The sequence below is a fragment of the Streptomonospora sediminis genome, assembly GCF_054778995.1.
Window position 1 is genome coordinate 37,210 of record NZ_BAAGYZ010000143.1, and the last position, 13,509, is coordinate 50,718.

At 71.5% G+C, this 13,509-nt stretch carries 13 protein-coding genes; 7 read left to right on the forward strand and 6 right to left on the reverse strand.

What is annotated here, in order from left to right; genetic code table 11:
* Window positions 1-62: 62 nt before the first annotated feature.
* The 6 genes from ACYVD5_RS26740 to ACYVD5_RS26765 all read right to left on the reverse strand — a co-directional run bounded on the left by ACYVD5_RS26740 (window position 63) and on the right by ACYVD5_RS26765 (window position 6,505).
* Window positions 63-1,523, reverse strand: a complete 1,461-nt coding sequence (locus ACYVD5_RS26740; RefSeq protein ID WP_461003927.1) for an aldehyde dehydrogenase family protein — start codon at window positions 1,521-1,523, stop codon at window positions 63-65.
* Window positions 1,524-1,728: 205 nt separating this feature from the next.
* A complete protein-coding gene (locus ACYVD5_RS26745) occupies window positions 1,729-2,562 on the reverse strand; it encodes an ABC transporter ATP-binding protein (RefSeq protein WP_461003951.1) in 834 nt (277 codons plus the stop codon).
* Window positions 2,563-2,667: 105 nt separating this feature from the next.
* The gene (locus ACYVD5_RS26750; RefSeq protein WP_461003928.1) at window positions 2,668-3,492 is read right to left on the reverse strand and encodes an ABC transporter permease; all 825 of its coding nucleotides are present in this window, start codon (window positions 3,490-3,492) and stop codon (window positions 2,668-2,670) included.
* Window positions 3,489-4,346, reverse strand: a complete 858-nt coding sequence (locus ACYVD5_RS26755) for an ABC transporter permease (protein ID WP_461003929.1) — start codon at window positions 4,344-4,346, stop codon at window positions 3,489-3,491. Before ACYVD5_RS26755 ends, ACYVD5_RS26750 begins: the two co-directional genes overlap by 4 nt.
* Complete coding sequence (locus ACYVD5_RS26760) at window positions 4,336-5,301, reverse strand: ABC transporter substrate-binding protein (RefSeq protein ID WP_461003930.1); 966 nt, start codon at window positions 5,299-5,301, stop codon at window positions 4,336-4,338. The genes ACYVD5_RS26755 and ACYVD5_RS26760 overlap by 11 nt, the downstream gene beginning before the upstream one ends.
* Before the next feature lie 70 nt (window positions 5,302-5,371).
* Entirely contained in the window at window positions 5,372-6,505 is a 1,134-nt protein-coding gene (locus tag ACYVD5_RS26765) for a 5-methyltetrahydropteroyltriglutamate--homocysteine S-methyltransferase (protein WP_461003931.1), read from the reverse strand.
* A gap of 463 nt (window positions 6,506-6,968) precedes the next feature.
* Here ACYVD5_RS26765 and ACYVD5_RS26770 point away from each other — a divergent pair, with 463 nt between their 5' ends.
* The 7 genes from ACYVD5_RS26770 (at window position 6,969) to pcaG (ending at window position 13,432) form a co-directional block, all read left to right on the forward strand.
* Window positions 6,969-7,784, forward strand: coding sequence for an IclR family transcriptional regulator (locus ACYVD5_RS26770; RefSeq protein WP_461003932.1), 816 nt, complete (start codon window positions 6,969-6,971; stop codon window positions 7,782-7,784).
* Window positions 7,785-8,018: 234 nt separating this feature from the next.
* Complete coding sequence (locus ACYVD5_RS26775; RefSeq protein ID WP_461003952.1) at window positions 8,019-8,843, forward strand: CoA transferase subunit A; 825 nt, start codon at window positions 8,019-8,021, stop codon at window positions 8,841-8,843.
* The gene (locus ACYVD5_RS26780; protein WP_461003933.1) at window positions 8,840-9,625 is read left to right on the forward strand and encodes a CoA-transferase subunit beta; all 786 of its coding nucleotides are present in this window, start codon (window positions 8,840-8,842) and stop codon (window positions 9,623-9,625) included. The genes ACYVD5_RS26775 and ACYVD5_RS26780 overlap by 4 nt, the downstream gene beginning before the upstream one ends.
* Before the next feature lie 297 nt (window positions 9,626-9,922).
* Window positions 9,923-10,771 carry an RRXRR domain-containing protein gene (locus ACYVD5_RS26785; RefSeq protein ID WP_461003934.1) on the forward strand — a complete coding sequence of 283 codons (849 nt, stop codon included), beginning with the start codon at window positions 9,923-9,925 and terminating at the stop codon, window positions 10,769-10,771.
* A 28-nt stretch (window positions 10,772-10,799) separates the two neighbouring features.
* Window positions 10,800-11,975 (forward strand): thiolase family protein, encoded by a 1,176-nt coding sequence (locus tag ACYVD5_RS26790; protein WP_461003935.1) that lies wholly within the window; start codon window positions 10,800-10,802, stop codon window positions 11,973-11,975.
* Between the two features lie 141 nt (window positions 11,976-12,116).
* Window positions 12,117-12,866, forward strand: coding sequence for a protocatechuate 3,4-dioxygenase subunit beta (pcaH, locus tag ACYVD5_RS26795; protein ID WP_461003936.1), 750 nt, complete (start codon window positions 12,117-12,119; stop codon window positions 12,864-12,866).
* Entirely contained in the window at window positions 12,866-13,432 is a 567-nt protein-coding gene (gene pcaG / locus ACYVD5_RS26800) for a protocatechuate 3,4-dioxygenase subunit alpha (RefSeq protein ID WP_461003937.1), read from the forward strand. The genes pcaH and pcaG overlap by 1 nt, the downstream gene beginning before the upstream one ends.
* Window positions 13,433-13,509: the final 77 nt, after the last annotated feature.

The window sequence follows — 13,509 nt, forward strand, 5'->3', positions numbered from 1 at the left end:
AGGCGGCCGCCCGCCCGCGCCCGGCCGCTCCGCCGGGGATGCACTCGCCGTTGCGGCGGTACTTAGAACGGGTACTGCTTGATCTCGCTCTGCATGGTGACCCACTGCGTCTCGGTGAACGCCTCCTGATTGGCGCGGGTGCCGCCGAACCGGGCACCGGTGCCCGAGGCGCCCACGCCGCCGAAGGGTGCCACGGCCTCGTCATCGACGGTCTGGTCGTTGATGTGCACGATCCCGGTGGGGATGCGGTCGGCCAGTTCCATGCCGCGCATCGGGTTGCCGGTGAGGATGCCCAGGGACAGGCCGTAGTCGCTGTCCGCGGCGATGCTCGCGGCTTCGTCGGGGGTGGAGAACCGGATGACCGGCGCGACCGGCCCGAAGACCTCCTCGTGGAAGGCCGGTGTGTCTCGGGTGACGCCGTCGAGCACGGTGGGCCGGTAGAACTGGGCGTCGTAGGTACCGCCGGCCCGCACCTGCGCGCCCGCGCGGGTGCTGCGGGTGACCAGGCCGTGGACCCGGTCGCGCTGGCCCACGTCGATGATCGGGCCCAGGGCGACGCCCTCCTGGTCGGGGTCGCCCACTGCCAGGGCGTCGGCCTTGGCGGCGAGCTTTTCCACATAGGCGTCGGCCAGCGACTCGTGCACGAGGTGGCGGCCGGTGGTCATGCAGATCTGGCCCTGGTGCAGGAACGAGCCCCAGGCGCCCACGGAGGCGGCGCGGTCGACGTCGGCGTCGTCCAGCACGACCAGCGGCGAGTTGCCGCCCAGCTCCAGGTGGACCCGCTTGAGGTGGCGGCCGGCGGCTTCGCCCACCTTGCGGCCGGCGGCGGTGGAGCCGGTGAAGGAGATGACGGCGGTGTTGCGGTCGGCCACGAGCTGTTCGCCGGCCTCGGCGCCGCCGGGCAGCATCTGCAGCAGCCCGCGGGGCAGGCCGGCTTCGCGGAACACCTCGGCGACCACGGCGCCGCCGGAGACCGCGGTGCGCGGGTCTGGTTTGAGCACCACCGCGTTGCCCAGGGCCAGCGCCGGGGCGACCGAGCGCATGGCCAGGATCAGCGGGAAGTTGAACGGGGCGATGACACCGACCACGCCCACCGGCACCCGCCGGGCCAGGCTGAGCCGCGGCTGGGCACTGCGCAGCACCTCGCCGTTGGGCTGGGAGGCCAGCGCCGCGCACTCGTGGGCCTCGGTCACGGCCAGGTGGACCTCGTAGGCTGCCTTGCCGCGGGCCGAACCGGCCTCGTGCCGCAGCCAGGCGGAGATCTCCTCGCTCTCCTCCTCGAACTTGGCGGCGGCCCGCCGCATGACCGCGGCGCGCTCCTCGAAGGGCACCGCGGCCCAGTGCCGCTGCGCCTCGGCGGCGCGTTCGGCGGCTTCGGCCACGTCGGCGGCCGCGGCCGATCCGATCCGGCCCAGCTCGGTACCCGTGGTGGGCGAGGTGACCGGCGTGGCACCGCCCTGGGCGGGCTGCCAGGATCCGGTGAAGACGTTGCCGCGCCATTCGCGGTCGTTGAGCAGTGTCATCGCGCTCCTTCGTGGTCGTCCCGGTTTTTCGGTCGGCGCGGGAGGCCGCGGAGGCGGTGCGGGCCGAAACGGCGTGGCCGCCCCGCCCCAGCGGGCCGGCTCCGGCCGAAGGGGCCGGAACAGCGGGGCGGCGGCGCTGTTGCGCCACCGCCCCCGTATCTGTGTACCGCTGCGGTGCCGGCCCGAGCCGACCGCCGCGCCCGCCTTACTCGGCCTTGGCCTCCTGCGTCTGGGCAGCGGCCTTGGTGGTGGGCTCGGTGGTGGGCTCGGCGGCGGGTTGGGCCGCGTTGCGGATCTCGGCGTAGATACGCGAACGCAGTTCGGCGAAGCGGTGCTCGGCGCGGGTGCCGAGCTGGTCGCGTTCCTCGGCGAGGTCGATGGAAACGTCGTCCTGGATGACCGTCGGCGACGACGACATCACCAGTACGCGCTGGCCCAGGTAGACGGCCTCGTCGATGTCGTGGGTGACGAACAGGACCGTCATGGAGAACTGCTTCCACAGCGAGCGGATGAGGTCCTCCAGGTCCGCCCGGGTCTGGGCGTCGACCGCGGCGAAGGGCTCGTCCATCAGCAGCACGCGCGGCTCGTAGGCGATGGCCCGCGCGATGGCCACGCGCTGCTGCATGCCGCCGGAGAGTTGCCAGGGGTAGGCGCCGGCGGACTTGGCCAGTCCCACGGCCTCCAGCGCCCGGTCGCTGAGCTCGCGGCGGCGCGCCTTGGGCAGCCGCTTCTCCTTGAGCGGCAGTTCCACGTTCTCGCGCACGCGCAGCCACGGGAACAGGCTGCGGCTGTACTCCTGGAAGACCACGGCCATGTCCGGCGGCGGGCCGGTGACGGACTTGCCCGCCAGGGTGACGCTGCCGGCGGTGGGCTTCATCAGCCCGGCGATGCACTTGAGCAGCGTCGTCTTGCCGCAGCCCGAGGGGCCGACCAGGCAGGCGAGTTCGCCGTCGCCGAGGCTGAAGGTCAGGTCGCGCACCGCCTCGACCTCACCGTGCTGGCCGGGGTAGATCTTCTGCATTCCGGTGACGTCGAGCATGTCGGCCTTCTTGTGCGGGGCGGTGGTCTCTTTCTGCGGAGTACTCGGTGCGGATTCTGCGGATTCTGCGGTGTGCGTGGTCTGTGCGGTCGCCATGGTTCTCGTTCACTCCCCGCGCGCCGCTGCGCGCACGCCGTTGTACCAAGCCAGCACCTGCCGCTCGACGAGCGTGAACAGCACCGAGAGCAGGAACCCGAGCAGGCCGAGCAGCACGATGCCGCTCCACATCTCCGGGATGGCGAAGGTGCGCTGGAACTGGATGATGGTGTGGCCCAGCCCGCTGCTGCTGGCGAACATTTCGCTGATCACCATCAGGATGATCGCGATGGACAGCCCTTGGCGCATGCCGGCCATGATCTGCGGGCTGGCCGAACGCAGCACCAGTGTGGTGAGCCAGCGCCGGCCGCGCACGCCGTAGCAGCGGCAGGTGTCCACCAGCACCGGGTCGGTGGCGCGTACGCCCTCGATGGTGTTGAGCAGGATGGGCCAGATGCAGCCGGAGACGATCACCGCGAGCTTCATCGTGGTGCTGACACCGACGAACAGCATCAGCAGCGGGACCAGCACGGGCGGCGGAATCGCGCGGAAGAACTCCAGGACCGGTTCGGTCACGGCGCGGATGCGCGGCGAGAGCCCGAGCACGACGCCCAGCGCCACACCCAGCAACGTGCCCAGGGCGAAGCCGCCCAGCAGCCGGCCGACGCTGGGCAGGACGTCGGCGGCGAACCGCTCGGCACCCCAGACCTCGACGAAGGTGGTTGCGATCTCGCCGGGTGTGGGCAGGTAATAGAGGCCCGACACGAGGCTGGACACCCACCACACCGCGATGAGCACGACGGGCAGCAGCAGGACCTGCACGGCGCGGCGGGCGGCGCGGCCGGCACCGCCCGCACCGCTTCGGGTGCGGGCAGGGGTTCGGGTGGTGCTCACGCGTTCTCCTCTCCGCGGACCGAGGAGTGCCAGCGCAGGGCCCGCCGCTCCAGGGCGCGCACGCCGATGTTGACGGCGACGCCGAGGACGCCGGTGGCGATGATGAGCGCGTAGACCAGCTCGGTGGCGTTGCTGCTCTTGGCGAGGGCGATCTGCTGGCCCAGGCCCGGTGTGCCGATGACGAGCTGCCCGGTGATGGTCAGGATCAGCGCCACGGCGGCGCCCAGCCGCAGTCCGGTCAGGATGTAGGGCAGGGCCGACGGCCAGGCCACGTACCGCAGCCGGGCCAGCCGGCCCAGCCCGTAGGAGCGGGCGGTCTGCTCGGCGACGGGGTCGATGTCGGCCACGCCGTAAAGCACTTGGATGTAGATCTGCCAGAACGCGGCGTAGATGACCAGCAGCAGCGTGGCGGCCATGTCGGTGCCGTACAGCAGGATGGCCAGCGGGATCAGCGCCACCGACGGGATGGGGCGCAGGAACTCCACCGTGGACGAGGTGAAGGCCCGCAGGACCGGGACCGCCCCCACGACGAACCCGAGCACCGCGGCCGCCGCGAACGAGATGGCCAGGCCCAGGCCCCAGGTGGTGAGCGTTTGGCCCACCGCGGTCCAGAACTCGGGCAGCAGCAGCCGCTCGCCGAGCTTGGCCAGCACGTCGGAGGCCGGCGGCAGGAACCGGGCGGGTACCAGCCCCAGGCGCGGGACGGCCTCCCACAGCAGCAGGAAGGCCACGGATCCGGCGGCGCCGAGCAGGGCCCGGTCGGGCGGGCGCCATGCGGTGCGGGGGCGTCCCCCCGCCCTGGAAGGGCCGGCGGGGGGACGCGTGCTGCCGACGGTTTCAGTGTCAGCCTGCATTGTAGAAAAACTCGTTCAGCTTGGGCTCGGACTCCACGACACCGTCGTGCATGAGCAGGTCGGCGACCGCCTGGGCGGAGTCCTGGTTGTAGCCGTTGGGCCAGCGCGGCAGGCGGATCTCCTGGATGACCTTGTCGTCGATCTCGGTGTACTCGCCGAGGATGCGGCGCACCTCGTCGGGGTTCTCGTCGGCGTAGGTGAGGGACTCCTCAATGGCGGCGGTGAAGTCGGCCACCAGCTCGGGGTCCTGGTTCACCATCTGCTCGGTGGTGAAGTAGTAGGCCACCGACAGTTCCTTGTGGGCGTCGACGAAGTTGGAGGCGACCTCGGTCGCGCCGTTGTTGAGCGACGACGTCAGGAACGGCTCGACGACCCAGGCGGCGTCGACGTCGCCGCGTTCCAGGGCCGCGGGCATCTCCGGGAAGGGCAGTTCGACGAACTCGATGGTGTCGGAGTCGCCGCCCGCCTTGCGCACGGAGTTGCGCACGGTGGTGTCGCCGATGTTCTGCAGGTTGTTGACGGCGATCGTCTTGTCCGCCAACTGCTTGGCGTCGGTGATTTCGCTGCCCTCGGGCACCACTACGCCGCCGAAGTCTCCGCCCTGCTCGCCGATGCTGGTCACGCCGTTGGCCACGACCTTCAGCGGCAGGTCGTTGTCGCGTCCGATCATGAGCGAGGTGACGTTGCCGAAGGCGAAGTCGAACTCGCCCGCGACGACGCTGGGCACCGCCTCGGCGCCGCCGGAGGTGTTCTTGACCTCCAGGTCGATGCCGTGTTTCTCGAAGATGCCCTTGTCGACGCCCAGGTGCAGCGGCGCGACATCGACGATCGGGATCGCGCCGACAGTGATGGACTTGGTGCCGCCACTGTCGCCGCCACCGCTGCTGTCCTGGCCGCCTCCGCCGCAGGCTGTGCTTGCGAGCAGGGTGACCACAGCGGCCGTAGGGAGGATCATCCGGCGCATGTTGGGTCTCCTGGTGGGTGAATAGGTCGGGAAAACGCCGCGGATCGGGCGCGGTGGGGGGTTATCCCCAGACTTCGGCGGCGGTCTCGACGATCAGCCGCAGCTTGGCGACCTGCTCGTCATGGGTGAGGTCGTTGCCTTCGAAGGTGCTGGAGAATCCGCATTGCGGCGCGAGGCACAACTGTTCAAGGGGAATGTAGCGGCTCGCCTCGTCAATGCGGCGTTTGAGGTCGTCCTTGCTCTCCAGGGCACCCCGCTTGGTGGTGACCAGGCCCAGGGCCACGTATTTGCCCGGCGGGACGAAGCGCAAGGGTGCGAACCCGCCGGAGCGGGCGTCGTCGAATTCGAGGAAGTAGCCGTCGACACCGAGGGTGCCGAACAGCTCCTCGGCGACGAAGTCGTAGCCGCCCTCGGCCACCCAGGAGGAGCGGAAGTTGCCGCGGCACATGTGGGTGGTGACGCGCATGCCTTCGGGGCGGCCGGCCAGGGCGGCGTTGATCTGGGCGATGTAGCGGCGGTGCAGGTTGTCGCCGTTGTCGCCGCGCTCGTCGATCATCGCGCGCTGGTTGGGGTCGTTGAGGTAGGCGAGGCTGGTGTCGTCGAGCTGGAGGTAGCTGCACCCCATCTCGCCGATGCGGTGGATCTGTTCGGCGTAGGCGGCCGACAGGTCGCTCCAGAACTCTTCGGTGTCGGGGTAGACGGCGGGGTCGATGGCGGCCTGCCCGCCGCGGTAGTGGACCATGCTCGGCGACGGGATGGTCAGCTTGGGCGTGGCGGTGGTGGCGGTGTCGCGCAGGAAGGCGAAGTCGTCGGCGAAGACCGTGTGCTCCAGGCCGACCTTGCCGCTGATCTCCAGCGCGGCCGGGGTGAACTCGATGTCGCCCTGCGCGTTGTGGAAGGTGACCTGCATGTCGCCGGCCGCCTTGGAGATACCGCCGAGCTGGTAGATGAAATCCATGTGCCACGAGGCGCGGCGGAACTCGCCGTCGGTGGCCGACTGCAGGCCGACCTCCTCCTGCATCCGCACGACTTCGCGGACGGCTTCGTCCTCGATGCGGCGGAGCTCCTCGCCGCTGACGGCGCCCTCGGCATGCCGGGCGCGGGCATCGAGGAGGTGCCGCGGCCGCAGCAGGCTCCCCACGTGGTCGGCGCGGAAGGGGGGTTCGTGGCGGCTGCTGCTGGCGGGTCGGTCCATGGTCTCGCCGGTCCCTTCAATCCTCGGTGCGAGTAAGCGCATGCGGCCCCCGGAGCGCTCGGCTCGCGCGGGCCCTGCCCATCTACGATCGCAGCGGGCGGGGCCCAAGCGTCTGCTGCGGTGCGGCGGGTCGCGGCGGGGCCGCCGGCGGGCGGCGGTTCACCGGATCACCCGGCAACGCGGCAACGCGGCAACGCGACAAATCGGTCGAGCGCGTAGGAACCGTACCGCATTTAGGGGGCTTTGTACGAAATACGAACATGCGTGCTGCCCGCGAACTTAAGTGACGGTAATCACCCACGTCAACCCCTTGCCCCGAGACCATGAGCCCGCGATACACGCGTTCACCTGCACACTCCCTTGTTCGGTATGAGAACATCCCTCTAGGTGCATGACGCGGGGGCGTCACCGGGCCGCACCGGCGTGCGGACCGCAACACCGCAGGAACCGAAGGGGACAGATCATGAGCACGGACCTCACCGAGCCCGGCGCCCAACCAAAAGGCGAGCACTACGTGCAGTCGCTGGAGCGCGGTCTGGCCGTGATACGGGCGTTCACCGCGCACAGCCCCGCGATGACGCTGAGCGAGGTCGCCCGCGTAACCGGACTGACCCGGGCCGCGGCCCGGCGCTTCCTGCTGACCCTGGTCGACATGGGCTATGTGCGCACCGACGACCGGCACTTCTCACTGACCCCGCGGGTCCTGGAGCTGGGATATGCCTACCTGTCGTCGGCGGGACTGCCCGAGGTCGCCCAGCCGCACCTGGAGCGGCTCTCCGCCGACCTGCACGAGTCGTCCTCGGTATCGGTGCTCGACGGCGGCGACGTGGTCTACGTGGCCCGGGTCTCCACCTCGCGCATCATGAACGTGGGCATCAGCGTCGGCACCAGGTTCCCCGCCTACGCGACCTCGATGGGCCGGGTACTGCTGGCGGGCCGCTCCGCCGAGGAGGTCGACGGCTACCTGCAAAGCACCGACCTGGCCGCGCGCACGGCGTTCACGCTGACGACCCCGGGCCGGCTCGGCGCCGAGATCGAACGGGTGCGCAACCAGGGCTGGGCACTGGTCGACCAGGAACTGGAGGAAGGGCTGCGCTCGGTGGCCGCACCCATCCGCGACCGCACCGGCCGGGTCGCCGCGGCGGTCAACGTCTCGGCCCACGCCAGCCGCTCCTCGGTCGAGGACGTCCGGCGCGACCTGCTGCCGCCGCTGCTGGCCACGGCCGCCCGCATCGAGGCCGACCTGGAGATCGCCCAGCGCGCGGCGGGCCACATCTAGCGGGGCGGCGGCCGACCGCCGCCACCCGACCTCCGCCGGCCGCGGGGCGCGCGAGCGCGCCGCCCGCGGCCGGCAGGGCGGTGCGCCGCCCTTGCGCCGGAACACCGGCCGCAGGGGCGGCCGCCTTTGTTGCCCCGCCCTTGTTAACCCGCCCTTGACCCATGGGATGACTGTCGGCAATGATGTGCGTATTAAGAACATGAATTCGCCATACGAACAGATGTGGACGTACTTATGATCGTGCCGCTGGACGAGGGCGTACGTGAACTCGTCGGCGACGGAGACACGGTCGCGCTGGAGGGGTTCACCCACCTGATCCCGGTGGCCGCCGGCCACGAGATCATCCGGCAGGGCCGCCGCAACCTCACCCTGGTCCGGATGACCCCCGATGTGGTCTACGACCAGATGATCGGTGCGGGCTGCGCCTCCCGGCTCGTGTTCTCCTGGGGCGGCAACCCCGGCGTCGGCTCCCTGCACCGCTTCCGCGACGCCATCCAGTACGGCTGGCCGCGCCCCCTCGACATCGAGGAGCACAGCCACGCCGGCATGGCCAACCGCTACGTCGCCGGCGCCTCCGGGCTGCCCTTCGCGGTAATGCGCGGCTACGCAGGCACCGACCTGGTCGGCCGCACCGCCACCATCAGCACCGTCGAGTGCCCCTTCACCGGCGAGCGGCTCGCCGCCGTTCCCGCCCTCAACCCCGACGTCGCGGTCATCCACGCCCAGCGCGCCGACCGCGCCGGCAACGTCCAACTCTGGGGCATCACCGGAATCCAGAAGGAGGCGGTGCTCGCCGCCCGGCGCTCCCTGGCCACGGTCGAGGAGATCGTCGACGAACTCGAACCGGTACCCGGCCAGGTGGTGCTCCCCTCCCGCGTGGTCACCGCCGTGTGCCTCGCCCCCGGCGGCGCCCGGCCCTCCTACGCCCACGGCTACTACGCGCGCGACAACAGCGCCTACCAGGACTGGGACACCATCAGCCGCGACCGGGACGTGTTCTCCCGCTGGCTGGAGAACGAACTAGGTGCGCAGGCACCGCTGAAGGGCGGGCTGACATGACTGCAGCAGCGGACCGCACGGGCCGCACCGGCCCGGCGGACTACACCGCCGACGAGATGATGACGGTGGCCGCCTCCCACGCGCTGGCCTCCGACATGGCCTGTTTCGTGGGCATCGGCCTGCCCAGCACCGCCGCCAACCTCGCCGTCCGCACCCACGCGCCCGACCTGTGGATGATCTACGAATCGGGCACCCTCGGCACCCGGCCCGACACGCTGCCGCTGTCCATCGGCGACGGCGTCCTGGCCGAGACCGCCGACACCGTCGTCTCGGTGCCCGAGGTCTTCAACTACTGGCTGCAGCCCGGCCGCATCGACGTCGGGTTCCTCGGCGCCGCCCAGATCGACCGCTTCGCCAACATCAACACCACCGTCATCGGCGACTACGCCGACCCCAAGGTGCGGCTGCCCGGCGCCGGCGGGGCGCCGGAGATCGCCGCCTCCTGCCGCGAAGTCGTGGTCATCGCCCGGCAGAGCACCCGCGCGTTCGTGGACCGGGTCGACTTCGTGACCTCGCTCGGCCACGGCCGCGGCCCCGGCGACCGTGCCGCACTGGGGCTGCCCGGGGCCGGACCCACCCGGGTCATCACCGACCTGGGCGTGCTCAAGCCCGACCCGCAGACCCGCGAACTCACCCTGGCCCAGGTGCACCCCGGGGTCAGCGCCGACGACGCCCGCGCCGCCACCGGGTGGGACCTCGCCGTCTCCCCCGACCTGGCCACCACGCCCGAACCGACCGCCGCGGAGCTGGCCGTGCTGCGCTCCCTGACCGGCCGCGGGTAAGCGCCGATGCGCACCGGCGGGCGGCGCCGCGCCGCCGCAACGGGGAGCCGGGAAGCCCGCCGCGGCCCCCGACCTGATAAGCAATGGGCATGGCGGGCATGACAGGCGCAGCGCGCGCCGGTTCGGCCCCAACGGGACCGCCGCGGCGCCGCGCGCGCACTCGGCCGGTACTCCGCCGCCTGTACAAAGGAAGGCCAGCAGTAAAGGGATCCCGGCCCTGAAGGGCCGGGCTTTCGACCCCTGTGGTTGAGGGCTGCCTTTACCAGCACCAGCCAACACCTAAGGGAGGTGACCACGTTGGCTACGTTCCGCACAGGACAGCAGACCCACCCTTCTGTACCTCCTCAGCAGTTGGCTCTGGAACCCGACGCAGCAGACACGCCCCGGATCGGGCACGAAACGGGCGTCGAGCGCCGCCAGGCACCCGGTGCGGGACATGTGCGAGAGGAGCCCCCCGCCGCTTCACCTGGCAGCGGGGGCGCCACCCCCGACCCCGACGGGGCCGGTGAGCAGCACCGTGAGGTGCACCCGCACGTATTCATGCTCGACACCCGCCACCGCCCACTGCAGCCGTGCCATCCGGCGCGCGCCCGCAAGCTCCTGGCCAAAGGCCGGGCGGTGGTGCACCGCCACACCCCCTTCACCATCCGACTGAAGGACCGCACCGCGCAGGACTCCGAGATCGACGGTGTCGAACTCGGCATCGACCCCGGCTCCTCTCACACCGGCCTGGCCGTGTTCACCAACCAGGCCGGTGAGCGCCGGGGCCTCGACGCGCTCGCCGTGGGCAGGTTCGACACCGCCACCGAATCCGTGGCCCGGGTGCTGGTGGCGTCCTGCACCGGCCGCGGCACCCACGCACGCACCCGCCCCGACAAGCACGGGTTCCCCCGGCTCGCCATGCCACGCACCAAAACGTTCTTCGGATTCGCCACCGGCGACCTCGTCACCGCAGTCGTGCCCACCGGCAAGAACGCGGGCGCCCACACCGGCCGGGTCGCCGTGCGTTCCAGCGGCAAGTTCAACGTCACCACCGCCCGCGACGCCGTCCAGGGCATCCACCACAAATACATCCGCCTGCTCCAGCGGGCGGACGGTTACGGATACACCATCAGAAAGGAGGGAGCGGCTTCCTCCCCGGCCTGAAGACCGGGGTATCCGCCGCAAAACCCTCATGACCGACGTGTTCGTTCTGGACGCTGTGCGCACGCCCTTCGGCAAACACGGGGGCGCGCTCGCCGGGGTGCGCCCCGACGACCTCGCCGCCCACGCGGTGCGGGGCCTCGTCGAGCGCACGCCCGGGCTCGACCCCGCGGGTATCGACGACGTGTACTTCGGCGACGCCAACGGCGCCGGCGAGGACAACCGCAACGTCGCGCGCATGGCCGCGCTGCTGGCGGGGCTGCCCACCTCGGTGCCCGGAGCCACGTTGAACCGGCTGTGCGGATCGGGGCTGGAGGCGGTCATCGCCGCCAACCGCGCGGTCGCGGTCGGCGACGCCTCGCTCGTGCTGGCCGGCGGCGTGGAGTCGATGAGCCGCGCCCCCTGGGTGCTGCCCAAACCCGCCAAGGGCTTTCCCGCAGGCCACGAGACGCTGCACTCCACCACACTGGGCTGGCGCATGGTCAACCCGGCCATGCCGCCGGAGTGGACGGCGTCGCTGGGCGAGTGCACCGAACAGATCGCCGAGCAGTACGGCATCGAACGTTCCGAGCAGGACGCCTTCGCGCTGCGCAGCCACACCAACGCGGCTCGGGCCTGGGACAAGGGCGTCTTCGCCGCCGAGGTCGTGCCGGTTGACGGCGTCGACCTCGCGCGCGACGAAAGCATCCGCGCGGCCTCGGCGGACAAGCTGGCGGGTCTGAAACCGGCGTTCCGCCCCGAGGGCACGATCACCGCGGGCAACTCGTCTCCTCTCAGCGACGGGGCGGCGGCCCTGCTGATCGGCGACGAGGCCGCGGCGTCGGCCACCGGCGCCACTCCCCTGGCGCGCATCGCCGGCCGCGGAGTCGCCGCGGTGGAACCGAACCGCTTCGGCATCGGCCCGGTGGCGGCCGCCGAGACCGCGCTGGCCCGGGCGGGTATCGGCTGGGACGACCTGGCGGTCGTGGAGCTCAACGAGGCCTTCGCGGCCCAGTCCCTGGCCTGCCTGCGGCTGTGGCCGGGGCTGGACCCCGAGATCGTCAACCCCAACGGCGGCGCGCTCGCCATCGGCCACCCCCTCGGCGCTTCCGGCGCACGCATCCTGGGCTCGCTCGCCCACGAGCTGCACCGCCGCGGCGGCGGCTGGGGGCTGGCCGCCATCTGCATCGGCGTGGGCCAGGGCCTGGCCGTCGTACTGCACGCCTGAAGGACCCGACAACCCGAGGGCCCGGCGACCGCCCGGGACACCCGCCGCCCAGGACCAGCGAGTGGGACCAGCAGAGCAGTCCAGGACAACCGGAAGGAACCAATGAACGCTCACCAGGGACAGAGAGGAGGCGGCCGAGCCATGAGCACCGGCCCGGACACCGGCACCGGCGCGGTTCCACCGGCGGCGGGGTACCTGCGCGATCACGAGGTCCACCCGCCGCTGGACTACCCCGGATACGGCAGCACCGCGCTGCGCCACCCCAAGAGGCCGCTGCACCTGCTTCCGCACCTGCTGACCGAGGTCACCGGCCCGCTGCTCGGCGAAGGGCGCATCGGCGAGACCGACCACGACCTCACCCGCCAGCACGAGGACGAGCCGCAGGGCCAGCGCATCATCGTGCACGGCCAGGTCCGCGACGGCGACGGCGCCGCCGTACCGAACACGCTCATCGAGATCTGGCAGGCCAACGCCGGCGGCCGCTACCGCCACACCGCCGACAACTGGCCGTGCCCGCTGGACCCCAACTTCACCGGTGTCGGCCGCACCCTCACCGACGACCAGGGCCGCTACCGGTTCGTCACCATCCGGCCGGGCGCCTACCCCTGGCGCAACCACGACAACGCCTGGCGCCCCGCCCACATCCACTTCTCGCTGTTCGGCCGCGCCTTCACCCAGCGCCTGGTCACCCAGATGTACTTCCCCGGCGACCCGCTGTTCTTCCAGGACCCGATGTGGAACTCGATCCCCGACGAGCAGGCCCGGGAGCGGCTGCTGGCTCGGTTCGACTACGCCAACACCGCGCCGGAGTGGGCGCTGGCCTACGAGTGGGACATCGTGCTGCGCGGGCGCGAGTCCACCGTCTTCGAGTCGGAAGTGGACGAGGACTGATGAGCACAGCCGAGCAGACCACCCCCTCCCAGACCGTGGGCCCCTACCTGCACATCGGGCTGCCCTGGGCCGACGGCCCCTTCGCCCTCGCCGAGGGCGCCCCGGGCGGCTGCTGGATCCGCGGCACCCTCTACGACGGCGCCGGCGCGCCCATCCCCGACGGCCTGATCGAGACCTGGCAGGCCGACCCCGAGGGCCGCTTCGACCATCCCGACGATGCGCGGGGGGCGCGGGCCTGGCCGGACTTCCGCGGCTTCGGCCGCAGCGCAACGGACTCCGCCGGCGAGTTCAGGATCTACACCCTCAAACCGGGTGCGGTGCCGGGGCTGGGGGCCGCGCTGCAGGCGCCGCACATCGACGTATCGGTGTTCGCCCGCGGGATGCTGAACCGCACCGTTACCCGCATCTACTTCCCCGACGAGGCCGCGGCCAACGCCGCCGATCCGGTGCTGTCCGCGATCCCCGAACCCGAGCGCGCCACCCTCGTCGCCCAACCCGCCGAGGACGGCTACCGCTTCGACATCCGCCTCCAGGGCGAGGGCGAGACGGTGTTTTTCGACCTCTGACCGGCCGGCGCCTGCCGGCAGGCCGGGCAGGGCGCAGATACGGGCAGGTTTTCGAACAGGGGTCGGCCCGCGGGGCG